Annotated in this window: 22 protein-coding genes and 1 riboswitch; of the genes, 8 read left to right on the top strand and 14 right to left on the bottom strand. The window is 42.5% G+C overall.

Annotated elements, in window-relative coordinates; all coding sequences use genetic code 11:
- Nucleotides 1-121: 121 nt before the first annotated feature.
- Together LC040_03420 and LC040_03415 are read left to right on the top strand one after the other, a co-directional pair.
- Nucleotides 122-1,162 carry a methionine ABC transporter ATP-binding protein gene (locus LC040_03420; protein ID WLR51973.1) on the top strand — a complete coding sequence of 347 codons (1,041 nt, stop codon included), beginning with the start codon at nt 122-124 and terminating at the stop codon, nt 1,160-1,162.
- Nucleotides 1,134-1,808, top strand: coding sequence for a methionine ABC transporter permease (locus LC040_03415; protein ID WLR51972.1), 675 nt, complete (start codon nt 1,134-1,136; stop codon nt 1,806-1,808). Before LC040_03420 ends, LC040_03415 begins: the two co-directional genes overlap by 29 nt.
- 29 nt (nt 1,809-1,837) lie before the next feature.
- Here LC040_03415 and LC040_03410 read toward each other — a convergent pair whose 3' ends face one another.
- Nucleotides 1,838-2,677, bottom strand: coding sequence for a helix-turn-helix domain-containing protein (locus LC040_03410; GenBank protein ID WLR51971.1), 840 nt, complete (start codon nt 2,675-2,677; stop codon nt 1,838-1,840).
- 217 nt (nt 2,678-2,894) lie between these two features.
- Between LC040_03410 and LC040_03405 the strand changes: the two genes are divergently transcribed.
- Nucleotides 2,895-3,614, top strand: coding sequence for an EAL domain-containing protein (locus LC040_03405; GenBank protein ID WLR51970.1), 720 nt, complete (start codon nt 2,895-2,897; stop codon nt 3,612-3,614).
- Nucleotides 3,615-3,662: 48 nt separating this feature from the next.
- Here LC040_03405 and LC040_03400 read toward each other — a convergent pair whose 3' ends face one another.
- The 5 genes from LC040_03400 to LC040_03380 form a co-directional block, all read right to left on the bottom strand.
- Nucleotides 3,663-3,830: a YvrJ family protein gene (locus LC040_03400; protein ID WLR53180.1), complete on the bottom strand. Its 168-nt coding sequence runs from the start codon at nt 3,828-3,830 to the stop codon at nt 3,663-3,665.
- 552 nt (nt 3,831-4,382) lie between these two features.
- On the bottom strand, nt 4,383-4,598 hold the full coding sequence (locus LC040_03395; GenBank protein ID WLR51969.1) for a DUF2922 domain-containing protein: 216 nt from the start codon (nt 4,596-4,598) through the stop codon (nt 4,383-4,385).
- Nucleotides 4,599-4,644: 46 nt separating this feature from the next.
- Entirely contained in the window at nt 4,645-4,863 is a 219-nt protein-coding gene (locus LC040_03390; GenBank protein ID WLR51968.1) for a DUF1659 domain-containing protein, read from the bottom strand.
- 114 nt (nt 4,864-4,977) lie between these two features.
- A complete protein-coding gene (locus LC040_03385; protein ID WLR51967.1) occupies nt 4,978-5,112 on the bottom strand; it encodes a hypothetical protein in 135 nt (44 codons plus the stop codon).
- Nucleotides 5,113-5,312: 200 nt separating this feature from the next.
- A complete protein-coding gene (locus tag LC040_03380) occupies nt 5,313-6,491 on the bottom strand; it encodes an aminotransferase class I/II-fold pyridoxal phosphate-dependent enzyme (protein ID WLR51966.1) in 1,179 nt (392 codons plus the stop codon).
- A gap of 103 nt (nt 6,492-6,594) precedes the next feature.
- Between LC040_03380 and LC040_03375 the strand changes: the two genes are divergently transcribed.
- A complete protein-coding gene (locus LC040_03375; GenBank protein WLR51965.1) occupies nt 6,595-7,395 on the top strand; it encodes a carbon-nitrogen family hydrolase in 801 nt (266 codons plus the stop codon).
- Nucleotides 7,396-7,442: 47 nt separating this feature from the next.
- On the opposite strand, the gene LC040_03370 is transcribed toward LC040_03375, so the two are convergent.
- From LC040_03370 to LC040_03360, 3 genes are all read right to left on the bottom strand, one after another.
- Nucleotides 7,443-8,144, bottom strand: coding sequence for a DUF421 domain-containing protein (locus LC040_03370; protein WLR51964.1), 702 nt, complete (start codon nt 8,142-8,144; stop codon nt 7,443-7,445).
- A 73-nt stretch (nt 8,145-8,217) separates the two neighbouring features.
- Nucleotides 8,218-9,993 carry an ATP-binding protein gene (locus LC040_03365; GenBank protein WLR51963.1) on the bottom strand — a complete coding sequence of 592 codons (1,776 nt, stop codon included), beginning with the start codon at nt 9,991-9,993 and terminating at the stop codon, nt 8,218-8,220.
- A gap of 145 nt (nt 9,994-10,138) precedes the next feature.
- Nucleotides 10,139-10,966 (bottom strand): YitT family protein, encoded by an 828-nt coding sequence (locus LC040_03360; GenBank protein WLR51962.1) that lies wholly within the window; start codon nt 10,964-10,966, stop codon nt 10,139-10,141.
- Nucleotides 10,967-11,244: 278 nt separating this feature from the next.
- Here LC040_03360 and LC040_03355 point away from each other — a divergent pair, with 278 nt between their 5' ends.
- From LC040_03355 to LC040_03345, 3 genes are all read left to right on the top strand, one after another.
- Nucleotides 11,245-13,128 (top strand): diguanylate cyclase, encoded by a 1,884-nt coding sequence (locus LC040_03355; GenBank protein ID WLR51961.1) that lies wholly within the window; start codon nt 11,245-11,247, stop codon nt 13,126-13,128.
- Nucleotides 13,129-13,221: 93 nt separating this feature from the next.
- Nucleotides 13,222-14,007 (top strand): ABC transporter ATP-binding protein, encoded by a 786-nt coding sequence (locus LC040_03350; protein ID WLR51960.1) that lies wholly within the window; start codon nt 13,222-13,224, stop codon nt 14,005-14,007.
- 153 nt (nt 14,008-14,160) lie between these two features.
- A complete protein-coding gene (locus LC040_03345) occupies nt 14,161-14,877 on the top strand; it encodes a PAS domain S-box protein (GenBank protein ID WLR51959.1) in 717 nt (238 codons plus the stop codon).
- A 43-nt stretch (nt 14,878-14,920) separates the two neighbouring features.
- Here the strand turns inward: LC040_03345 and LC040_03340 are convergent, their stop codons facing one another.
- From LC040_03340 to LC040_03325, 4 genes are all read right to left on the bottom strand, one after another.
- On the bottom strand, nt 14,921-15,421 hold the full coding sequence (locus LC040_03340; GenBank protein ID WLR51958.1) for a TraR/DksA C4-type zinc finger protein: 501 nt from the start codon (nt 15,419-15,421) through the stop codon (nt 14,921-14,923).
- 386 nt (nt 15,422-15,807) lie between these two features.
- Nucleotides 15,808-17,187 (bottom strand): TrkH family potassium uptake protein, encoded by a 1,380-nt coding sequence (locus LC040_03335; GenBank protein WLR51957.1) that lies wholly within the window; start codon nt 17,185-17,187, stop codon nt 15,808-15,810.
- Between the two features lie 36 nt (nt 17,188-17,223).
- Nucleotides 17,224-18,216, bottom strand: coding sequence for a potassium channel protein (locus tag LC040_03330; GenBank protein ID WLR51956.1), 993 nt, complete (start codon nt 18,214-18,216; stop codon nt 17,224-17,226).
- A 166-nt stretch (nt 18,217-18,382) separates the two neighbouring features.
- Entirely contained in the window at nt 18,383-20,143 is a 1,761-nt protein-coding gene (locus tag LC040_03325; protein WLR51955.1) for a methyl-accepting chemotaxis protein, read from the bottom strand.
- 223 nt (nt 20,144-20,366) lie between these two features.
- Here LC040_03325 and LC040_03320 point away from each other — a divergent pair, with 223 nt between their 5' ends.
- Nucleotides 20,367-22,046, top strand: coding sequence for a stalk domain-containing protein (locus LC040_03320; GenBank protein ID WLR51954.1), 1,680 nt, complete (start codon nt 20,367-20,369; stop codon nt 22,044-22,046).
- Between the two features lie 46 nt (nt 22,047-22,092).
- Here LC040_03320 and LC040_03315 read toward each other — a convergent pair whose 3' ends face one another.
- On the bottom strand, nt 22,093-22,473 hold the full coding sequence (locus tag LC040_03315; protein ID WLR51953.1) for a cbb3-type cytochrome c oxidase subunit I: 381 nt from the start codon (nt 22,471-22,473) through the stop codon (nt 22,093-22,095).
- 199 nt (nt 22,474-22,672) lie between these two features.
- Nucleotides 22,673-22,781: riboswitch (SAM riboswitch) on the top strand.
- Nucleotides 22,782-22,816: the final 35 nt, after the last annotated feature.

Raw genomic sequence — 22,816 nt, 5'->3', positions numbered from 1 at the left:
CGTCGAAAGCGGAGGCGGCTCGCCCTGGGGCGACAACCCATTAACCGCTAAAACAATAAGTTCAACCCGATAAGAGCCCGGCCTCCCCGGGCTCCTACTCTTAAAGGAAAGGATGACAACGATGATTGAATTAAAAAACGTTACGAAAACGTTTGAAACGAAAGATGGCGCCGTACAGGCCTTAAAAGATGTGAACTTGCGCGTTGAAAAAGGTGAAATCTTCGGAGTCATCGGCTACAGCGGGGCAGGCAAAAGCACGCTGATTCGTTGTGTGAATCTGCTCGAACGCCCAACAAGCGGACAGGTTTTCGTTAATGATGAGGAATTAAGTGCGGTATCACCAAAAAAACTTAAGCATGCCCGCCGCAAAATCGGCATGATTTTTCAACACTTTAATTTGCTTAAAACGGTAACAGTCTACGATAACATTGCGATTCCGCTAAAGCTGACTGGTTTGCCGAAAGCAGAAATTGACACACGGGTGAATAAATATTTAAGCATTGTCGGATTACAAGACCGAAAGTCAGCTTATCCTGCACAGCTTTCTGGTGGACAAAAGCAGCGGGTCGCGATCGCAAGAGCTCTTGCCCATGAACCAGACGTACTGTTAAGTGATGAAGCAACAAGTGCACTTGACCCCGACACAACGGAAGCGATTTTGGAGTTGCTGTTAAAAATTAATCGTGAGCTCGGTATTACGATTTTGCTGATTACCCACGAAATGAATGTCATTCAGCGCATTTGTGACCGTGTTGCCGTGATGGAAAATGGCGAAGTGATCGAATCAGGTTCTGTCGTTGATACTTTCAGCAAGCCTGTGCATCACACAACACAAAAGTTTGTTAACAGTGCTTTTGATCATCAAATCCCAACTGAACTGCTGCAACAGCTTGAAAAAGATGGTCCAATCGTACAGCTTTCATTCGTCGGCACGTCATCTGGCGAACCTGCGCTTGCTGTAATAAGCAAAAAGTTCAACATCTATCCGAACATCATCGGTGGAAGCATTTTACAATTAAAGCATGAGCCATACGGACAATTACTCGTTCATTTGCAAGGTACGACTGACGAAACAAAACGGGCAATTGACTGGCTGAATGAAAATCAAGTTTCAGTAAGTGAGGTGAAGCCAAATGACAAACAAAGCAAGCGTGTTTCTTGAGCAATGGGGTGACTCTATTTGGGAAGCTGCTATTCAAACATTTCAAATGGTCTCTATTTCGCTAATTATCTCTATTATAATCGGTCTTCCGCTCGGTGTGCTGCTTGTATTATCACGTCCAGGAAAAGCACTAGATAACAAGTACCTGTACACGATTTTAAACATTACAATCAATGTCATTCGCTCAGTCCCATTTATCATTCTCTTATTCTTCATTTTACCTTTCACAAAATTAATTGTCGGGACAACAATTGGTGTAAAAGGGGTTATTGTCCCGCTTGTCGTCTACACGGCACCGTATATTGCCCGCTTGATGGAAAGTGCCTTGCTTGAAGTGGACCAGGGGGTAATTGAAGCGTATGAAGCGATGGGCATCAGCACAAAGGATATTATTTGGCATGTGATGGTGAAGGAATCTCGTCCATCGATTATACTCGGTTTGACGATTGCCGTTATTGGCTTAATCGGCGCGACTGCCATGGCTGGACTAGTCGGTGCCGGCGGGCTCGGCGACTTAGCATATCGCTTCGGTCATCTCCGTTATGAAGCGGATGTAATGTATGTAACCGTGATTTTGCTCATAATATTAGTACAAAGCCTGCAGTCACTAGGAAACCGTCTAGCAGCAAAAATGAAAAAAGGATAAGTGGAGGTCAGCTTCTGTGCTGGCTTTCCCTATGATTCTAGCCAATTATACATCGGATGCGCCTGAACAACTTCCCTTCGTCTCCATACCGCAAACTCCTGTTCCAGCAAGTGGTAGAAGTAGCCTTTAAAGCTCTTTTTAATCCAACCGCGCTTTTTTGCGAAAACAGTTTGCCGGAAAACATCGCATACAATCACACTCATTTCTTCAAGCGGCCAATCAAGCTTACTTCTTCGATGAGCCCATTCAGCACGTGACCAGAGATCGACAATCTTGTTTGCACTGCGGAAAAATGGTGCGGCTGTTTCTTTAAAATCAGTTGGAACAAATGATGGTGTAAAATGTTCGTTCAGTTCATCGAGTTGATCGAACGATCTTAATGTTTTTTCTTTAGAAGGCTTTGTTTGACAAGGTGCTGTTTCCACCTTATTCTTTGGCGCCTTTTCCTTAGCGGCGCAACGGTTTGAAAGCTCTTTTCCATCCGTCAAAACCCCTGCGTCAACCGACCCGTCAATGCTAAGAAAACAATAGACATTATGCCCACGCCCGCCTTTATATTCCCCGTTCACCCGGTGTGTTGCTTTCCGTTCTAGCACATGCAGCTTTTCTAACTTTCGTACGGCGCGCTCAGCACTACTTCGTGACACGTCTGCAAGTGCTGCCAGTGTATCAAGCTTTAGAAAGCACACACCGATTATTTTAACCGCATGCCGCTTTAAAACATTTAACACAGCGATATCTGCTTTCGTTAAGTGATTCTTTATGTAATAAAGCTGATGACGAATCGTTTCATTAAATTCATTTACAGTTGTAAATTTCGACAACCTTTTATATGCAGCTATATCCGCATTTGCAAGTAATTTCGCCATTTGTTTCAACGCCCTTTCATTTTTACTCAACCTATATATAAGAAGAAACAAGTGAAAAGGCGCATACAAATTGCAAAATTTACATAAATTTGATGAAATCGTTGTCATAACCATGCTATACTAATAAAAATAAGACATTAGTCCTAATTAAAAATCGAGCAACACCCCACATACAATTCGAATATAATTTTATTTTTGCTTAAGGGGAGACTCATTTATGCCGAACCGCCTGAATATTGACCAACTACATTTGCATCATTTATTTCAGCCGATTATTCATACTGTTGATAAAACTCATTACGCATACGAAGCGTTTTTGCGTAGTGCATCTTGCAGCAACCCCTTGCAGCTGTTTGATAATGCCAGGCGTCATAATCAGCTTTATTCTCTGGATACAACTTCAATTGAAAAAGCTGTTTCCGTATGCCACGCCTATATCAAAAACCATGTTTTCTTAAATGTGTTTCCATCAAGCTTGCTGCAAAACTCATTTTTTGACTTACTTGAATCATTAGATGAGCAATATCATAAAATTTGCACACAAATTGTGCTTGAAATTAACGAATCAAACGATGATCATGAAGCATGGAAATCAAGCGAATTCAACGATCGAATCAATGAGCTTCGAAAGCGAAATATTCCATTTGCACTTGATGATGTCGGTACAGGCCAAGCTTCACTACATAAATTAATTGAACTAGCGCCTGATTACGTTAAGATTGACCGATTCTTTTCGAAGCATTTAGCTGACTCAACGAAAAAGCAAAAGATTGTTTCTTTCTTCGTAGATTACTGCCAGAACCATTCAAAACTAATCTTAGAAGGCATTGAAACCGAACAGGATTTGAACACCGCTACAGATTTAGGTGTGGAATATGTGCAAGGCTTCTTTTTCGGAAAGCCAAATACAATTGAACACTACCATCAAAATGCATAAAAAACGCCGCTCTACCCAATTTCTCTCGGGTAAAGCGGCGTTTTGTTGTTAGACAATCCGTTGTTTTTCGACATCAGAAGATGAATGCATTCGTTGCGGAAGTTCTGTTACAGAATTGTTGAGCTTATCCAGCTTCCCTTCAATCCGGTGCAGCAGGTAAAGTGTGACGACAATCGGAAACGCTACTTCCTGCACGAATGGCATTAGTGTCTGCAGCTCCATGTTCTCCCCTCCTTTGTATAAGGAAAGCCGCCCGTTAGTACGGACGGCAGTTTATGTGTAAAGGCTCCAGCAAACAAGGTTTCTAAGCGGCGAGCCGCCTGCGCTTTCGACGCACAGGACGTGCTAGTGCAGGCGTTGTCACAGGACGTGACGTTCTTAGCCAGCGCTCCTTTGATGTCCAGCTGCAGGCGCCATCAGCTCGAGGTCACAAGCCAATCACTTCTGAAGGCAAAAAGCGCCTTCGCCAGCGCTTGTCTTGTGCTTGTCGCTGATAAGCGGGCGCCTTCCGCTTTTCGGGGTGTCCAGCTCCGGCGCTTAGGGGCTCGAGGTCATAAGCCAGCCTGTTGCGGGGACAAAGAACGGTCCCCTCCACATTCTGTCTTATGCTTGTCGCCCCTGAGCAAAGCGCCTCCGCTTTTCGAAGATGTCTAGCTGCGAAAGCCAAACCGTCGGACTGCTTCACTCCTTCCTCCGAAAGCAAAAAGCGGCTTTCTATGTCAGGAGTTCCACCAGCCGATCGGTTTAAGCGGGCTTTCTCCGCTTTTCTTATGGCAGTGTGATTGGTGTTATTGTGCGTTGGACGATTCGGGCTTCTTTTTTTGCTGTGAAGTCTCCGCCTGATGTTGTGAAGATGTTTTGGGTTAGGATTTGGTTCATGGCGGCGTCTACTACAGCTGGGTCTAGCGGTTCTACTGGCACGTCAACTGAAACAGTTGCAGTTGAGCCGGATTGTGTGACAAACTTCATTTCAAGTCGCTTCATCTTTTCCCCTCCCTTCTATGTTGGAAGCTTGAACGTAGCTTCGTCATTATTCCGCAAGCTCGTACGTGTTCTGGCGTTCGATTTGGATCATGTTGTACTGCGTCAAGCTGTCTAACGCCTGGGAAACGGCAACTAACGCTTCAGCTGTTGCCGTCTCTTTCACGTTGCTGTACGTTTTTGATTTCTCAATCGGGTTCCCTTCACCATCAATGCCTGCATCATATGTCACGGTGAGGCGTGAACCTAAGATAAATTCTTGTGCCATGCCTTTCACCTCCTTCACCTTATAGATACAAACTTGTCTACAAAAAGGCGCAAACAAAATAAAAAAAACGACTACCGATTGTCGATAGCCGTCTTGCTGCATGTATGTTTTTATTTATAATGGCAAATTGTATTTTTTGTAAAAGTCATTGATAACTGTATGTTTTGCTTCTAAACGATTGAACTCTTCTGCATTTAGTTCCCGGCAAGCTAACTTCTTATGATAATGACGTTTTAATAAAGTAAGCATATCCAATTCCTCCTAGAATGTAGTGTGGAATGGCAATAACTCTGTCATTCACCTGTATTATAGTTGTGAAATGCTTCACATACAATAGCAATAAAAGAAGTTCAACTAGCAAAATTAGTCAATATAATGAGAAAATTCGCGGTCCTTTTTCGCTTTATTAGACAGCAGAAAACCGCTTCAACGTTAGAAGCGGTTTTCTGCTATTTTTTAAAATAAGGCAGTGTCGCAAACCTTTCTGCTGCTTCTTCTAAACGTGCTTCCTCTACCAATAATGCCGCACGCAAGTAACCTTCGCCGTGTTCGCCAAACCCAATTCCCGGGGCAGTTGAGACACCGACTTTTTCTAATAGCTCTTCAGCAAACGCGTTGGAACTGATTCCTTCGGGCACTGGGAGCCATGTGAAAAATGATCCTTTCGACGGCTTTGCGTTCCAGCCGATGTCATGCAGCGCCTTCATCCACGTCTTATGGCGGCGTTCATAGAGTGCATTCAACTCAGGAATGCTTTCTTCTGCATATTGAAAGGCAACTGTGGCCGCTTCTTGAATCGCACCGAAAATGCTGCAGTACATATGATCTTGGTATGTATTAATCGCGTCAATCACTTCTTCATTCCCAACCGCAAAGGCGATTCGCCAGCCGGCCATATTGAAGGATTTCGACATGGTGTAGATTTCAATTCCAACGTCCTTCGCTCCTTCTGATTGCAGGAAGCTCCGTGGTGTCACCCCGTCAAACCCAACTGCTCCATAGGCAAAGTCATGAACGACAAAGATATCGTTCTTCTTAGCAAACTGAACTGTTTCATCAAAAAAGGCTTGATCAGCCGCTCCACCTGTTGGGTTGTTCGGGTAATTTAAGAACATCATCTTTGCTCTTTCAATATCCTCGGATTTAAGTTGACTGTAATCTGGAAGAAAGTCATTTTCCTCGATTAACGGCATCATGACCATTTCTGAGCCACTTAAGGCAATGCCGCTCCAATAGTCTGGATAGCCAGGGTCAGGCACAAGCACAACATCCCCGCGTTGTGTATAGATTTGCGGAAGCTCGACAAGCCCGCCTTTTCCACCAAACAACAGGGCGACCTCTTTGTTTGGGTCAATCTTTACATTGTACTGACGCTGATAGAAGTCTGCGACAGCTTCTTTCACATAACCGTACCCGTGAAATGGTGGATACTTATGATTAATTGGATTGTCAGCGGCTTCCTGCAGCTTGCGGACAATATGCGGAGGTGTCGGCTGGTCAGGATTTCCTTGTCCAAGGTTGATCAAATCCACACCGCTTCCCTTCGCTTTGAACGCTTTCTTCGCTAAGTCTGCAAAGAACTGTCTCGGAAGCCGATTCATCCGGTCTGCTTGAGTAAATCGATTCATCTCTTTTGCTCCTTTGATAAAAGATTCTTGCCAATGTTGGTACACATCATATATCGTTGAAAGTAGTTTGTAAAGTCGAAATTTTGTGAAAGGGGTATGTTTTATGAAATGGAAAATTACATGTCTACAAATGGACATCGCCTTCGGAAAGCCGGAGGAAAATTTCAAAACAGCAAATGACTTCATTCATAAATATAAAAATAATGCGGATGTGCTCGTTCTGCCTGAGCTGTGGACGACAGGCTATGACTTAACACGCCTTGAGGAAATTGGCGACCGTGACGGGCAAACATTCCGCAAAACGATGAGTGAAACAGCAAGCGAAATCAACAAGCATCTAATCGCAGGTTCAACAGCAGTTATCCGTGAAAATGGGGTGACAAATACCCTCTACGCTTACGATAAAAGTGGTGATGAGATTCTTGAGTATTCAAAAGGCCACCTCTTTAAGCTGATGGATGAGCATCATCATTTAATCAGCGGTGAAGCAGACGGGTTATTTACATTGGACGGTGTGACATGTGCTGGGTTGATTTGCTATGACATCCGCTTTCCTGAATGGGTTCGCGCCCACGCTGCTAAGGGTGCGGAAGTGATCTTCGTTGTCGCGGAATGGCCGCTTGCACGTGTTGACCATTGGCGCGCCCTATTACGCGCACGAGCGATTGAAAACCAGTGCTACATTGTTGCGTGCAACCGGATTGGGGATGACCCGAACAATACATTTGCCGGCCACTCAGTTATCATCGACCCGTGGGGGGATGTCCTTGCGGAAGGAAATGAACAAGATGAAGCAATTAGCGCGGAGATCGATATCGATGAAGTGAAGAAAGTCCGCAAGAAGATTCCGATTTTCACTGACAGACGAACTGGATTATATGAAAAGCTGGAAAAACGTAGCTAAGAAAAAGCGGGTAAGTTCTTTTCAATAAAAGAACTTACCCGTTTTATTTATGAAAGCTCTGCTTCGTCATTCTTCATATCAACGTACAGCGTTCCGTCCTGTTGCACCTCGCCGTAGAACACATCTGAAAGTGCTGTTACACCAGCCTGCTGCAGCTGTTGATTCAGCCATGCTTGATCAAGGTTTAATTTTTCAAGATTCGTCATATTCACAGCCCCGTCTGAAATCACTGCCGTTCCAGCAGGGACTGCAGTTGGGGTGTTCAAAAGGTTCATATCTCCCTTTGTGACGGATTGCTTGTTTGTCATTTTCTTCACTGAAAGCTTTCCGTTTGTTTCTAAGACAGCCAGCTCAGCATCTGTTAGTTGAAAAACATTCTTTTGTCTAAGCATCGCACTGAGAGAATCCATATCCAAACGAACCGAGCGGAGCTCATTCTCCATCACCTTGCCATTTTTAATTAAGATGGCAGGCTGTCCTGTCGTTACTTTCCGAAGCGGCTTTGAAGTCAGATTCAAATAGCCCATTCCGATCGTAAAGATAGACCAGGCAACTAGTGTAATCACGCCGTTACGAATACTAAAGTTCGCATTTGTCGCAAGCGCGGCGGTGATCGAACCAATTGAAATAGCCGACACCCAATTAAAGAATGTCATTTGGCTGAGTTCTTTTCGTCCCATGATTCTTGTTAAAATAAATAACACAAAAAAGGCAATAGTTACGCGAATTAATAGCTCAGATACTGTCATTCGTCATCACACCCTTCTTCTATATGATGACTCATTCATCCTCTGCTATTCAAAAAACCCCTCTACATCTAGATTAAGGGGTTTTCACACTTTCTATAATCGGTATCGTAACCGTGACAGTTGTTCCAACACCGACTTCACTTTCAAATTCGATATTTCCGTTATGCTCACGGATAATTTTGTAGGACATCATTAAGCCGAGGCCTGTTCCTTTTTCCTTCGTTGTATAGAATGGTTCGCCAAGGGTTTTCATCCGTTCAGGGGAGATACCGCGGCCAGTGTCTTCTACCTTCACATACAGCTTTTTCTTTTTCTCTTCGATATGGATGCGAATCATACCGCCGGCTGGCATCGCTTCAATTGCATTTTTAATGATATTAATAAACACTTGCTTGATTTGATTTTTGTTTACAAAGATCGCACTTGGATTCTGACTCTTGTTCAAATGAATATCAACGTTATTCATAATCGCCTTCGTATCTAATAATGCTTTCACATCACACAAAATTGCTGAGATCTTTGCTGTTTCGCGGGGCATGTCCAATGGCTTAGAAATCGCAAGCAATTCGCCGACAACATAATTAATCCGTTCAAGCTCATCGTACATCAAGCCTAAATAGCCCTTGTACTTCCCTGTCATCTCTTTGTTCATCAGCTGAACAAACCCTTTTAATGACGTCAATGGGTTGCGAATTTCATGCGCAACACCTGCGGCCAATTCGCCGACAATGTTCAGCTTTTCTGAGCGCACTAATAATTTCTCACTTTCCTTGCGCTGCGTAAGATCATGGGCAACACAGAGAACGTGATATTGTTGGTTTTGCTGAAGTAATGGGATCTTCACCGTTTCGACTGCTGTTGTTTCGCCCCATTTGTTTGATAACGTGTCTTCTTCGTTAATAAGCTCGCTTCCGCTTTTCCTAACGAGGTCGTCATCTTGTATATGCCTGCTTAGCTCTGTTTCATCTCCAGTGAAAGCAGCTTCTGTAGCGCCATTCAGCTGCGCTTCCTCCACCCGATAAAATTCTGTTAATGATTTATTGCCTAACACAAAACGGCCATACTCATCTTTTACAAAAATATAGTTTGGATTTAGGTCAATGATTTTCTTTAAAAAATATTGTTGTTGCAGTAGTTTTTCATTCATTGCTTTGATTTTTTGTGTATGCAAACGGAAATAAGCGGTTGTGACTATAACCGTGATGATAATGGAATTAAAGGTAGTCAAAGGCAATGGAAGTGACTTAAACAAACTAACGACTCCGATTATGTACACGATAAATAACGCGAAGAAAATTTGCAGAAAGAATGACCGTGTGTGCGTATCTTTTACTTTAAACGCCATCAATAACAACACAATCATATGGAGAAAAATCAAATACGTATTTAATGAAAAAAACAACGACCATTCCCCGTAAACTGGATAGTAATAATCCCCGATTCCATGATTGTCTGATAAAATAACGAAGTACTCAATTCCTTTTCTCGTCCAGGCAACAAGGTAAACGACCACACTATAGCCGATAAAGGCAACTAACCCTTTTCGATTATAGAGCTTTGGAAAGAGCCCTCCTTTTTCTTGATGTTCTTCAATGACAACCACAGTCAAATAATAGAGGAGTGGCATAATAAAGATTAAGCCGAAACGGAAGAACCGGAACAGAATTTCAATCGCCTCTTTCGATAGTTGAGGAGCTCCGAAAAGAACCGATACATCCACTTGCCAGAAACTAATTAACATCAACAGCAAAAAGATTGTATGTGAGAATTTATTTTTTTCATTTAAATAAATCGACACCCCTAAAATGAAGGGAATAAGTGAAACAGATAGTAATAAATAAAAATTCATCGATGTATACCCCACCATTTCGTCATCAGATAGAAACTTCTCTTTCACTTTCCTAGAAAAGCCAATCCTAATGTAACACTTAAGACCTAAGAAATTTGTCGAAATTAGTAGAATACTGTTTTTTTCCTTAAATTGATCAGATCACCTATTTAAAACCTCCACCAAAAGCACTGCGAACATCATGCGTGACGATAAATGCATTCGGGTCCACCTGGTCGACAATGCGGTGCAGCTTCACAGCTTCCTGCTTGTCAACAACAGCATAAAGGACTTTTTTATTATGCTTCGTATAACCCCCGTGGCCTTGCAGAACGGTAACCCCTCTATTCATCCGATCGTTAATCTGCTCAAGCACATGCTCAGGGTCGTTCGAAATAATCGTGACAGCCTTCTTTATATTCAGACCATCCACGATAAAATCAATGGCTCTCGCACCGACATACACTGCGATCAATGTTAACAGCGCCTTCTCCTGCCCAATGACAAAAACAGAGCCACCGATAACGATTAAATCAAAGATTAAGATCCCTTTCGCGATGCTCCAATCAAAGTATTTGTTCATCATCATCGCTAGGATTTGCGTTCCGCCTGACGTTGCCCCTGCTCGAAAAATAACACCAAGCCCCGTCCCGACAAACAACCCTGCATAAATCGGAGCTAACAACGACTCTGTCTGAATTGGAGTCCCAAGGTCTTCAGTTAACCAAAGGCTGAATGACGAAGCGATCACTCCAAAGATCGTATAGAAAATCATTTGCCGCTCGAGAAACTTATACCCAACACCTAGCAAAATAATATTTAAGATAAAGCTAACCAGTCCTGGCGACCACTGAAACAAGTAGTGGAGCACAACCGTGATGCCGATTACGCCACCTTCTGATAACTGATTTGGAATAGCAAAATAATTAATCCCTATTGAAAAAACAATTGATCCAACGATAATTAACACAATCTTTTTAATATGTTTGTTCACACCTAACACCGTCCTCCCTCTTCAATACAAATCATTGTACTATTGGAAGGCTTAGATGAATAGCTTTTCATTTGATAAACTTAAAAGCAATAAATCGCTCACCATATGTACAAGTATAAGCTTCTATATTATAATAATTGTAAATAAACTACAGCGATAGAATCAGCGAAAACAATATGTATTAGGTACAATCACGTATAATGTGGTTGGTTTTTTTTGTCTTAAAAGGCGACCTTCTACTGAAAGTTGAACGGATTATTTGAAATGGATGTGTAAAGATGTTTGCAGGCATTTTACGAGACTTAATTATCAATTTGGCTCTTTTTACATCGGTTATTTTTTTGATCGGACATTCGTTGCGAGAAACGAATATCTATCGAGAATTTCCTTCATTAACGTTTAAAGGAAAGCTTATCATCGGTGTCGTGCACGGCGTAATTGGTACGTTGATTCTATTCTTCGGATTTAATATTGGCGGGGAAACGCTTGTTGATTTACGGCATTTGGCGATTGTCGTCAGTGCATTCTTTGGCGGCTTACCCGCTGCGGTTACAACAGGGCTGATTATTGCGGTGAATCGGATTATTTCTATTAACGGCTTGAACTTATCATCTGTACTTGGTGCTGTGAATGCGATTAATATGGCAGTCGGGACAGGTCTTATTTCTCAATATGTCACAAAACATAAGTGGAAATATATGAACCTTTATTGTCTCTTATCCATTTCGGTAATCGCCATCACCCTTATCCCAGAAATACAAGCATTAACAACGGTTCTCGTCTTAATGTGGGGTATTTCTATTTTGAGTGCACTATGGGTCATTTATTTAATTCGCTATTTAATGAGTACAAACCGACTGTTCCAGCAAGTTCAAGAAAGTGAAGAGAAATATCGATTAATTACAGAAAATATGTCTGACCTTGTCTCAGTGCTTGATAGACGTGGATTAATTCTCTATGCCTCTCCCTCACACCAGACTGTATTGAATATTGATGTAGATGATTATATCGGGTCTTATCCTCACAAGTATATCCACCCTGATGACCTGCAGCGCGTAAGAGAAACGTTTCGGCAAGTGATGAATAACAAAAGCACCCTGGAAACGGAATACCGATGGAAACACGCGGATGGACATTGGATTCACATTGATATGCGCGGTACGCCAATTATTGAAGAGAATGGTGAAGTGCACAGCATTGTCGTTGCTTCTCGTGACATTACGAAACGAAAAACAATGGAAGAACAGCTGTTGAAAACATTAAATGAGCTAAAAGACTTGAAGCTTGCGCTTGATGAGTCATCAATCGTTTCCATCGCTGACAGCCAAGGAAAAATAACTTATGCAAATGAACGGTTCTGTGAAATTACCGGTTACAAGAAAGATGAACTAATTGGCAAATCGCACAGCATTACTAACAGCGGACATCATCCAAAAGAGTTTTTCAAACATTTATGGGAAACAATTTCAAATGGGGCAGTTTGGAAAGGTGAGATTAGGAATACGGCTCGAAACGGTCAATCGTATTGTTTTGATACGACAATTGTCCCTTTTCTTAATAATGAAGGCGTGCCCTACCAATATGTAGCCATTCGAACCGATATTACTGAACGAAAGAAGCACGTACATCGCTTAAGATATCTTTCACACGTGGATGGCTTAACTGATCTCGCAAATCGACGATACTTTGATGAGAAGCTTGAAGAAGAGTGTCAGCGTGCATACAAAGATGCTACCCCTCTTTCACTCATTTTATTTGATATCGATCATTTCAAGGCGTATAACGACACATATGGGCATCAAGGCGGCGACATCTGCCTCCAATCGATCGCTAAGTTAATGAAAGAAGTGGTCAATCACCCATATGACCTTGCAGCACGCTATGGCGGCGAAGAGTTTGCAATTATCCTGCCACAAACAGCTGAAGAAGGAGCGAACATCGTCGCCAACAAGCTACGCCAACGTGTCGAGGAACTGCATATTGAACACAAAGGCTCAAGTATCAGCGATGTCGTCACGATCAGCGTCGGAGTCACAACATCAGCGAGCGAGCCAATCACACCAGAGCACTTAATCGAACAAGCAGACAAAGCCCTCTACAAAGCAAAACAAAACGGCCGAAACCAAATCAAAACCTTTCACACCAAACGCATTACAGTCTAAAGTCAACATAAAAGACAGAATGGTCCATGCCGTTCTGTCTTTTTTTCGTCTCATATTCTGCTATACTATTAGAAAAAATAGGGAGGAATGACGATGGAAATACTCTCAATTGAGCACGCAACGATCCGCAAAGATGGCAAAACGCTGTTGAATGATGTTAGCTGGAAGGTGAAACAAGGAGAACATTGGGCTATTCTCGGCTTGAACGGTTCTGGCAAGACAATGTTGTTAAATATGATAAACGGTTATACATGGCCGACAAGCGGCACAGTTCAAGTGCTTGGCAAAACCTTTGGTACCTATCCACTTGGCGAGCTGCGCAAATCGATTGGCTGGGTTAGTTCTTCCTTAACAGAACGGCTATACGAAGATGATTATGCTGAAAATATCATTCTAAGCGGAGCATTCGCATCGTTTGGTCTATATGAAGAGGTTTCCCAATCACAAATCGACAAAGCGCTGGCTATTATGACGGAACTTGGCTGCGACTCGTTCATCAACCGGCCTTATTCCTCTTTATCACAAGGGGAAAAACAGCGCATCTTAATTGGACGAGCACTGATGGCTGAGCCAAAGATTCTCATTTTGGATGAACCATGTACAGGACTCGACATTTTCGCAAAAGAACAACTGCTTGGCACTGTTGACAAGCTGGCAAAACGAGAAAATGCTCCATCAATTATTTATGTCACACACCACACCGATGAGATTTTACCTCTTTTTAACCGCGTACTTTGCATCCGAGACGGCGCAGTATTTGCGGCTGGTGAACGTGAGAAGCTATTAACAGAAGAGAGTTTAAGTGCATTTTTCAACTATCCTATCCGCCTTCACACCATTGGAAACCGATCTTATTTAACCTTAGACAGATCCATATAGGGTAGTGGGTGAAAGTGCCCCTATGAAAAACATCCCTTAATTAGAAGGATTCACTCTCTTTTTTATTTTGAACAAAATATGATAGAATAAAAAGAACGCAAAAAACTTACATAATTTTTCAAATAGTTTCAATAATTGAAAGGAGTGAAGAGCATGCTTAAAACAGCACTTGAAGAGTTAAATGAAGGTATTATGATTGTGGATCTCAATTCTGAAGTTCAATATATAAATAAAGCATACGAGAAAATGTTTAATGTGTCACGTGATGATGTGCTCGGAAAGTGGATTCCACACTTGCAGGTTTCCCTTCAAGAACACTTAAAAATTATGAACGACACGATTCGTCTTGGCAAAGGGCATGAAGTAGAAGAAATCTATCTATCTGACGAACTCATCTTAACAGCTTATACGAAGTTTATTGAAACAGAAGAAAGCACAACGATAATGGGGCATTTCGAAGACATTACCCATATCGCCCACCGTAAAGTCCAGCATGAACAACGGATTGAGGAAATGACGGCAAACTTAGTGCCGATAACAAACGATTTTGCCCTCCTCTCACTCCACCCCCTATTCATGGACGCCCAGAAAGATATCTTGATTAACAAGGTGCCTGATGAGTGTGTAAAATTTAACGTCAATTTTCTAGCAATTCAAATGCACAATATCGGCGCAGTTGATGCTGAGTTCTCCTTACTGCTTGACAACCTTATTAAAGTGTTAAGCTTATTAGGCGTCAAACCTGTTATTATTGGCTTAAAGCCCGAAGTCGCCGCCCCATTTGTGAAAAACAATCTTCACTTCGCATACGTCCCATGCTTTATGGACATTCCATCGGCCATTGCCTATTTCGATAAACAAAAAGCATGATGTCACATACAAAAGAGGCGCCATTAACCGGCGCCTCTTTCTATTAATCTTCATATTTATGATCACTCTGGTGCTCATCACGTATGTTTTCAAAGGTGCGCATGCGAGAATCTTCCACATGCTCATCTGGGTCCTCGAAGCGACTGCTTGCTCCGCGCCCGGGGCTTTCATCAGCCCGTACTTGCGATTGCTCAGCACGCTCCTGTGCTTCAATTGTTCGTTTTGCATACGGAATCGCCTTCAACCGTTCAAATGAAATATCCTCACCTGTCTCAACGCACTTTCCATACGTGCCTTCTTCAATTCTTTCTAACGCTTCATTTATCTGCTCAAGCTCGCCCTCTACCGTCTCCAGCTCCGCTTGCTCACGCTCACGTCGGTAGAGCTCAGAACCTGTATCAGCAGGATGATTATCAAATGAACTCAATTCCGTCGATTCTTCCGCTACACCTTTATTTTCCGTCTCAACATCACGTTCAAGCCGTTCCTTCATCTCCAACAAATCCGCTTTCAACTCTTCAATTTGCTTCCCAGAAAGACCCATCTCAACACCCTCCTCTACACCTACTATACCTGCAAGAAATACGGTTTAAACATCGAAAAGCGGAGGGGACTGCCCTTTGTCCCCGCAACAGGCTGACTTATGACCTCGAGCCCCTAGCCGCCGCAGCTGGACAATCGAAAAGCGGAGGCGGCTTGCCCAGGGGCGACAAGCATAAGGCAGAATGTGGTGGGGACCGCCCTTTGTCCCCGCAGCAGGCTGACTTATGACTCGAGCCCCTAGCCGCCGCAGCTGGATCAAAGGAACGCTGGCTAAGATCGTCACGTCCTGTGACAACGCCTGCACTAGCACATCCTGTGCGTCGAAAGCGGAGGCGGCTCCCTCACGCAAAAAGAAGCTGAACCATTCATAAGGTCCAGCTTCGTTCTTTATCCAATAATAATCCGCTCTTTCGGAAGGCGGTATGGGTCAGCTTTGATGTCATTTCCTTTAATCATAAATAGGAATGATAAGATACCGATCCGTCCAATGAACATAAGCAGGATAATAATCACCTTGCCTGCTGTACTCAGCTCTGGGGTGATTCCCATTGACAAGCCGGTTGTTCCAAAGGCTGAACAAACTTCAAAGACAATTTCAATTAAAGTAAAGTTTTCGGTCGCTGACAAAACGACGACAGATGTAAAACAAAGCATTAAGGCGACCAGCGGCACGACAAGCGCCTTACGTAAGTCATCTTCATGTATTTCTCTACGAAAAACTTTGATTGTTTTCTTTCCACGCGCAAAGTTCCAGAAGAATAAAAGCGTAAGTGCAAACGTCGTCGTTCGGATTCCTCCCCCTACACTAGAAGGAGAAGCACCAATAAACATAAGTGCACTCAACACAAGTAAAGTAGCTTCGGAAAAGTCACTTACATTCATCGTTGCTAAACCAGCACTCCGTGTTGATACAGATTGAAATAGGGCATAAAATAAGGCCTCATGCCATTTTTTCCCTTCAAAAAAGTACGCCCATTCCATTGTTAAAATAAAGAAAACCCCGATAATAATTAGTGCAAAGAACGTGACTGTCGTTAATTTCGCAAATAATGAAAAACGAAAAAAAGTGCGGTTTTCCTTTGAGCGAATTAAAAATTCCTTTACTTCAATTAACACAGGGAATCCAATCGCGCCCAAAATAATTAATACCATTGTGACAAATTGTACAAAATAATCATTTGCAAATGGGATAAGCGAAGTACCCGTGATATCAAATCCAGCGTTCGTCGTTGCACTAATTGAAGCAAAACTGCCTTGCAAGAAAGCTTCCTGCCATGTCGGGAAATACTTTAAATAATAGAGACTTAAAATAACTGCTCCAAATGCTTCAATAATAACAATTAAGCCAAGGATCGACCGCATTAATTTTACAAGTCCTGATAAGGTCGCTTGGTTTTGGTCGGTCTTAATAAGCTGACGTTCCTTCAATCCGATCTTCTTTCCAAGCATCATATAAATAAATGTACCAAGCGTCATGATGCCGATACCGCCGAACTGCAATACAAATGCTAAGATAATTACCCCAGCTGTGTTAAATGTATCCGCAGTTGAAACGACCGTCAGCCCTGTCACACTTACCGCACTCACCGCTGTAAAGACAGCATTAATAAATGTCCACTCCACGCCCGGCTTATGTGCAACCGGAAGGCTTAGCAGTATTGTCGCTAATGTGACAGCCGCAAGATAGTACAGGACAATGGCTTGTACACTTGTTAATCTTCGTTTCTGATAAAGTCTTGATGGTTCTTTTCTTAATCGTTTCAACATATGTACCACAATCCTTGCTTCATGCTATCGTACTCTTTAACTTGTTAACACTTTTTCGAACCGGTCTAAATCAGTGCGCGCCCCAAACACAATAACAAGGTCTCCAGCAAGCAGACGGTCGTCGGATGATGGATGGGTTAAAATCTCATCCCCACGCTTAATAGCGACAATCGTAACACCGTGCTCATCGCGAATATTACTGTCACCGAGAGTTTTTCCAACAATGATCGATTGCTCCTCGATAATAATTTCTTCCACACTGTATTGCTTATTACCAGTCTCGAACAAGACATCCATATATTCTACACTATTTGGCTTCATAAGGGATAGCGCCATTCTTGAACCGCCGATGCTTGACGTATTCACCACTTGGTCGGCCCCAGCGCGAAACAGCTTCTCTTCTGATTCTTCCCTATCAATTCTGCTTACAACCTTGATTTTTGGATTCAACCCTTTTGCGGTCAATGTGATAAACACGTTCTCTGCATCAGCTGGAAGTGTCGCAATCAAGCCTGAAGCCTGCTCAATCCCCGCCTTCTTCAAGATATCATCCCGCGTCGCATCGCCTGTTACATATAAATGACCATGGCGATACCGTTCAAGCAGCTCCTCATCACGGTCGACAATAACAAACTCAATGTCCTGTCTTTCTAGCTGCTTCAACACTTGGCGGCCAACACGGCCGATGCCACATACAATGACATGGCCTTCTAACTGATGTATCTTCTTGTCCATCCTTTTCCTCCCAAATGTATTCTTCAACCGGCCTTCAAGAATTAACGCTCCAAATGAACCAACGCCATACGTGGCGACCCCAACACCAAGTGGCACAAGAAAAAGCGTGAATGTCTTACCTGCTGTCGTTTGCGGGGAGAGATCACCATACCCAACAGTTAAGACAGTAATTACAGTCAGCCAAAGCGAATCGAAGAATGTCATCCCTTCTAAATAATGAAAACCAATTGTTCCAATCAGCATCACCGCCGTCACTCCTACAAATGCGGCGATCACCTGTCGATATTCTCTCATCCATACCCCTCAATTTCTGTTCAGGTCCACAATCGCTTGCGAACCGACCTTCCTTCATTATATAAAATGTCCCTGCAAAAAAATAGGTTCAATTTCACATTCTGTCAGCGTTTAAGCAAAAAACGGCGAAGCACCAAAAAAGGTGCTTCACCGCAAGGAGCATACGCTATACATTGAACTTTTTGATTAGCTCATTCAACTCTTCACTTAATTTATTCAATGATTCTGCTTGAACTGATGTACTGCGAACAGACTTAATTTGCTCCTCAACCGATGCCAGCACTTCTTCTGAAGCAGCAGATGTTTCTTCTGATACTGCTGAAACACTTTGAACATTCGCGAATAAGTTATGGATTGACGCATCAACCGACTTAATCGATTCACTGCTCTCTTTGATTGCTTGGACAATATCTTGAATCGTATTTGAAATTGTCGAGAACTCTTTCTCTGTGTCTGCAACAGCGGTATCGAGCTGTTGAGAAGATTCAATCGTTGTCGCCATTTCTTTGACACTAACTTCTGTTTGATTTTCAATCGTTTTAATCATCGTTTGAATTTCATTTGTTGCTTTGTTTGTTTCTTCCGCTAGTTTGCGTACTTCTTCTGCTACGACCGCAAAGCCTTTTCCATGCTCACCAGCTCTCGCTGCCTCGATTGATGCATTCAGCGCAAGCAGGTTCGTTTGCGCGGCAATATCATCAATGGTTGAAACGATACCGGCAATATCACGCACACGTCCGTTTAACTGCTGAACAGTTTGATCAATATTTCCTAATGCTGCTTTTGAACTTGCATTCGCATCTTGAAGTGTTGACACTTGTGCTTGTCCATTCTCAACCGCATGTTGACTTGTTTCCGTTAAATCAATCATATTGTTATTCTGAGATGTTAGCTGCTTCATCACTTCTGCTAATGATTCTGTTCCATTGTTGATCGATTCAATATCGGCTGTCTGCGCTACGGAACCTTTTGCAATTTCATCCATCGCTTTTCCAATTTCTTCACTTGAAGCTGTCGTTTCTTCTGAAAGAGCTGATAATTCATGAGAAGCATGTGACGTATTTTCGCCAACTGTCTGTATGCTTTGCACAAGCTCGCGCAAATGCCCTGTCATCTTATTGAACGCAACAGACATTCTACCAACTTCATCTTCGCCTTTATACGTAATCGATTCTACATTCAAATTCCCATTCGCTACTTCTACAGTTGCGTTTGTCATTTCTTGCAGTGCTTTTAATTTACTTCTGAGTAAGAAATAGATAAGGACAACACTTAGTATAAGCGTGATGAGCGACACAATCGTCGTCACAACCTTAATCGTATCCATTGCTTCGTTAAATTCATCTACATAAGCACCGACAATGATTGTCCATTCCCACGGCTCATAATAAACAGTATAGGCAATTTTTTTACTTGCCTTTTCCTCGCCGGCTTTCGGCCATGCAAATTCATAATAACGGTCTTCAGGGTTTGACTGTTTACTTTTTTCCATCAAATCCTTAACGAGATAATCGCCATCTTTGTCCTGTGTTTGCGACATATCCTTACCAATCGGCAGAACAGGATGGACAACTGCTTCGCCTTTTGCATTATACGCAAAGATATACCCATTTTCTTTATACGTGTAAGGCGATTGCGTAAAGTCATAATGAAGATTATCATTTCCTTCTACTTTCGGTCCTGATAAGTATGTCCTGGCTGTTTCCTGTGCTTCTTCTAACGACAATTGCCCACTTTCAACTTGCTTATTCAATTCCTCTAATACAGGGATCGCACCTTCAGCAATGTGCATCAAATCAAGCTTCCCGCTATTCGTCAATTCCTGTTCACCAAATCGATAGCTCACCGTGCCCAAAATAATCGATCCGAGTAAAATTAAGACAGTGGTAATCGCAATAATTTGCGCAAAAAGGTTCTTCTTCAACATATACCCCTACCCCTTAAAATAATTAGTTTCTACTATCTTACTACAAAAACACCACTTATAAGCCATTAATATACAATTAGTAACAAAAATTTCAATTTATATTATTTAGAAGATTGCAATATTCTGTGCTTTAATTACATTTAATTTACATTTAAACCAAATCCCTTACATTCAAAATCATCTATTTTATACTTAGGTAAATGAAAAAATTGGAGGGAAAACGATGAAGAAACGACAATTGACGATCGCAGCACTCTGTCTTTCGTGCATGCTTATTGCAAGTCCTGGAGTCACAGACGCAAGCTCAGCGAACAATCATTACGAGCAGCAATTTCAGTATGATGAAGGTATTGAGATTCCCGACAAAAGTGTGCTCTGGCACGATGCCAAGCTTGATAATATTGAAGTGAGCGGCAACCTTGTTTTTTACCGCCAAACAGGTAAAGTGATTGCCAAGCATGCCGCAACAGGCAAGACTGCATGGACGGTGAGAAAAGCAACAACAGGCATGAAGCTGTTCAACAACCGCCTGTATCTGACAACCGCGGATGGCACCATCCATGTACTTGATCCTTCAACTGGACAAGCAAGCTCCACAATCAAAACAGGCAAACAACAATTAAGCGTTACAGAAGCAGACGATAAGCGTGTCTATGTCATTTACAAGAAAGACTCGAACCGAAAAGTAGCTGCCTTCGACCTCTCAACCAGAAAGCAGGTATGGGAGTATGGCAAAGCAGAATCTCGCTACCAGCACGCAACATTGAAGAATGACGTGTTATTTGTCTATACAGTGGAATCAGGAGCAATTACGCGCGGAGTAACCTATGCATTGAACCCTGCTAATGGGGAGGAATATTGGGGAGAAGACTGGTTAAGCCCACCGATTACTATTCAAGATGGAATCGGCTACTTTCCAAAACACCCGTTTATGACAGCGAAAGGCGATGAACTATACATTCTTGAGCTAATTGAGCTAAAAACAGGCAAAATCGTTGATACTTACACCTATAAAGACCCAGAACAACAGCCTGATGGCGCGATGTCAGGGAAAGATATGGCTGATCAAACGGGTATCTATAACGGAAAGATTTATCTTGGCAAGGATGAAACACTCTATCAATATGATTTATCCATTAATCCAAGCGAATCGAAGCCATATACTTATACACTGCCAGGCTTTCGTGATGTCTCGTTTGCATTCGGTCCATACAATGGCAAGGTTTTCTCTATCGGAAATGACCGTGTGTACGCAAAAGACTTAGGTGCGGAGTTTAAGGAAACGTCATTTGCGACTTTGAATCCTGTCAGTGCGATGGATGCGTATGATTCAGCGGTTTACGTCGGCACAACAGATGGACAGTTCACTGTATACAATTTGCAAACAGGCAAACCGTATTATAAAACCAAAATGGCGGAGACATCTTTCAAAGGAACAACAATTGCTGGCAGCACAGCGGTTGTCGAAACAGCGGGACAACTCTATGCCCTGCCTGTTCCACAAGGTGCTAACGAAAAGCCTGATGCAAATGTCTCACTGCCTGGCTTCAAACAAGCAGATGCCCGCATTAAAATAAACGGCCAGCTCCAGCAGTTAAACAACAAGCCAACCTTTGTCCAAAATAAAATATACCTCCCGTTCCGCAACTTATTTGAGCTGTTTGATGCGAACGTCGATTATCATACAGAAACGAAACAAATTACCGTCAAATCAGCACATAGCGTGATTCATCTAACACCGAATAAGAGCATCGCAACTGTCGACGGCAAGCAAGTTCAACTAAGTGAAATGCCCTTTATCCATGAAGGAGTCACCTACGTTCCGCTCCGTGAAGCAGGAAAGCTGTTAAACGCAGATGTGCAATGGGAGACATCTACGCGCACAGTTCTAATCCAGAAATAAAATCAACGCAAAAGGCAGGGAGCTCTGATATGCTCCCTGCCTTTGCTTATGCTTTAAGATTTTCCGCCTTCACATGCTTAAATAAGTTTATCGCAAACAAAATGACGCCTGCCCCAAGAATGTTCGAGCCGATAATTGGCAGGAAAGTTAAGCTCTCGCCACTGCTCAACACGATGAAAATACCACCTGTCAGCAATGGCGTGCCAATATTGTGAAGCCAGAAATGAACCTTTGCTAGCTTCGTCTCCCCTGCAATGGGATAGAAATGATAGATAAGACCAAACAGCCCCATTGAAACCCAGCCTAACAAACTCAAATGTGCATGCACAGAACTAAATTCAAAGTTATGCGTCGCACCCATTATAATCCCTAAAAAAATACCAAGTACGAAATAAACCGTGCCGATCTTCAAAAATTTAATCCCCATCTTCCCCCGCCTTTCTTATTAAAATAAGGGTAAATGTTCACCCTTATTCCTATCTATATGAGGGAAAGACACGTTCATCCATGAAATTTTACTTTTTTAGTGGCATAGGCGACTTTTTTCATGCGAAAAAAAAGGTATTGCATTTCGTTTTAACATGTTGTAAATTGGAGTAACTAAAATAACAACTGAATTTTTCGAATTCTTATCCAGAGAGGCAGAGGGATCTGGCCCGTTGACGCCTCAGCAACCAGCCGTTTTAGGCAAGGTGCTAATTCCAGCAAGCGAACAACACGCTTGAAAGATAAGAAGAAGCGATTGCTTATATGCATTCAAAAGCCTTCTT

Source organism: Bacillus tianshenii, assembly GCA_020524525.2.
GTDB lineage: Bacteria > Bacillota > Bacilli > Bacillales > Bacillaceae_N > Bacillus_AV.
This window is presented reverse-complemented; position numbering and strand designations above follow the sequence as displayed.

Coding starts and splice junctions, on each gene's coding strand:
- LC040_03420 (WLR51973.1), top strand. CDS start 122: ATGATTGAATTAAAAAACGTTACGAAAACGTTTGAAACGAAAGATGGC.
- LC040_03415 (WLR51972.1), top strand. CDS start 1,134: ATGACAAACAAAGCAAGCGTGTTTCTTGAGCAATGGGGTGACTCTATT.
- LC040_03410 (WLR51971.1), bottom strand. CDS start 2,677: ATGGCGAAATTACTTGCAAATGCGGATATAGCTGCATATAAAAGGTTG.
- LC040_03405 (WLR51970.1), top strand. CDS start 2,895: ATGCCGAACCGCCTGAATATTGACCAACTACATTTGCATCATTTATTT.
- LC040_03395 (WLR51969.1), bottom strand. CDS start 4,598: ATGAAGCGACTTGAAATGAAGTTTGTCACACAATCCGGCTCAACTGCA.
- LC040_03390 (WLR51968.1), bottom strand. CDS start 4,863: ATGGCACAAGAATTTATCTTAGGTTCACGCCTCACCGTGACATATGAT.
- LC040_03385 (WLR51967.1), bottom strand. CDS start 5,112: ATGCTTACTTTATTAAAACGTCATTATCATAAGAAGTTAGCTTGCCGG.
- LC040_03380 (WLR51966.1), bottom strand. CDS start 6,491: ATGAATCGATTTACTCAAGCAGACCGGATGAATCGGCTTCCGAGACAG.
- LC040_03375 (WLR51965.1), top strand. CDS start 6,595: ATGAAATGGAAAATTACATGTCTACAAATGGACATCGCCTTCGGAAAG.
- LC040_03370 (WLR51964.1), bottom strand. CDS start 8,144: ATGACAGTATCTGAGCTATTAATTCGCGTAACTATTGCCTTTTTTGTG.
- LC040_03365 (WLR51963.1), bottom strand. CDS start 9,993: ATGAATTTTTATTTATTACTATCTGTTTCACTTATTCCCTTCATTTTA.
- LC040_03355 (WLR51961.1), top strand. CDS start 11,245: ATGTTTGCAGGCATTTTACGAGACTTAATTATCAATTTGGCTCTTTTT.
- LC040_03350 (WLR51960.1), top strand. CDS start 13,222: ATGGAAATACTCTCAATTGAGCACGCAACGATCCGCAAAGATGGCAAA.
- LC040_03345 (WLR51959.1), top strand. CDS start 14,161: ATGCTTAAAACAGCACTTGAAGAGTTAAATGAAGGTATTATGATTGTG.
- LC040_03340 (WLR51958.1), bottom strand. CDS start 15,421: ATGGGTCTTTCTGGGAAGCAAATTGAAGAGTTGAAAGCGGATTTGTTG.
- LC040_03335 (WLR51957.1), bottom strand. CDS start 17,187: ATGTTGAAACGATTAAGAAAAGAACCATCAAGACTTTATCAGAAACGA.
- LC040_03330 (WLR51956.1), bottom strand. CDS start 18,216: ATGAGAGAATATCGACAGGTGATCGCCGCATTTGTAGGAGTGACGGCG.
- LC040_03325 (WLR51955.1), bottom strand. CDS start 20,143: ATGTTGAAGAAGAACCTTTTTGCGCAAATTATTGCGATTACCACTGTC.
- LC040_03320 (WLR51954.1), top strand. CDS start 20,367: ATGAAGAAACGACAATTGACGATCGCAGCACTCTGTCTTTCGTGCATG.
- LC040_03315 (WLR51953.1), bottom strand. CDS start 22,473: ATGGGGATTAAATTTTTGAAGATCGGCACGGTTTATTTCGTACTTGGT.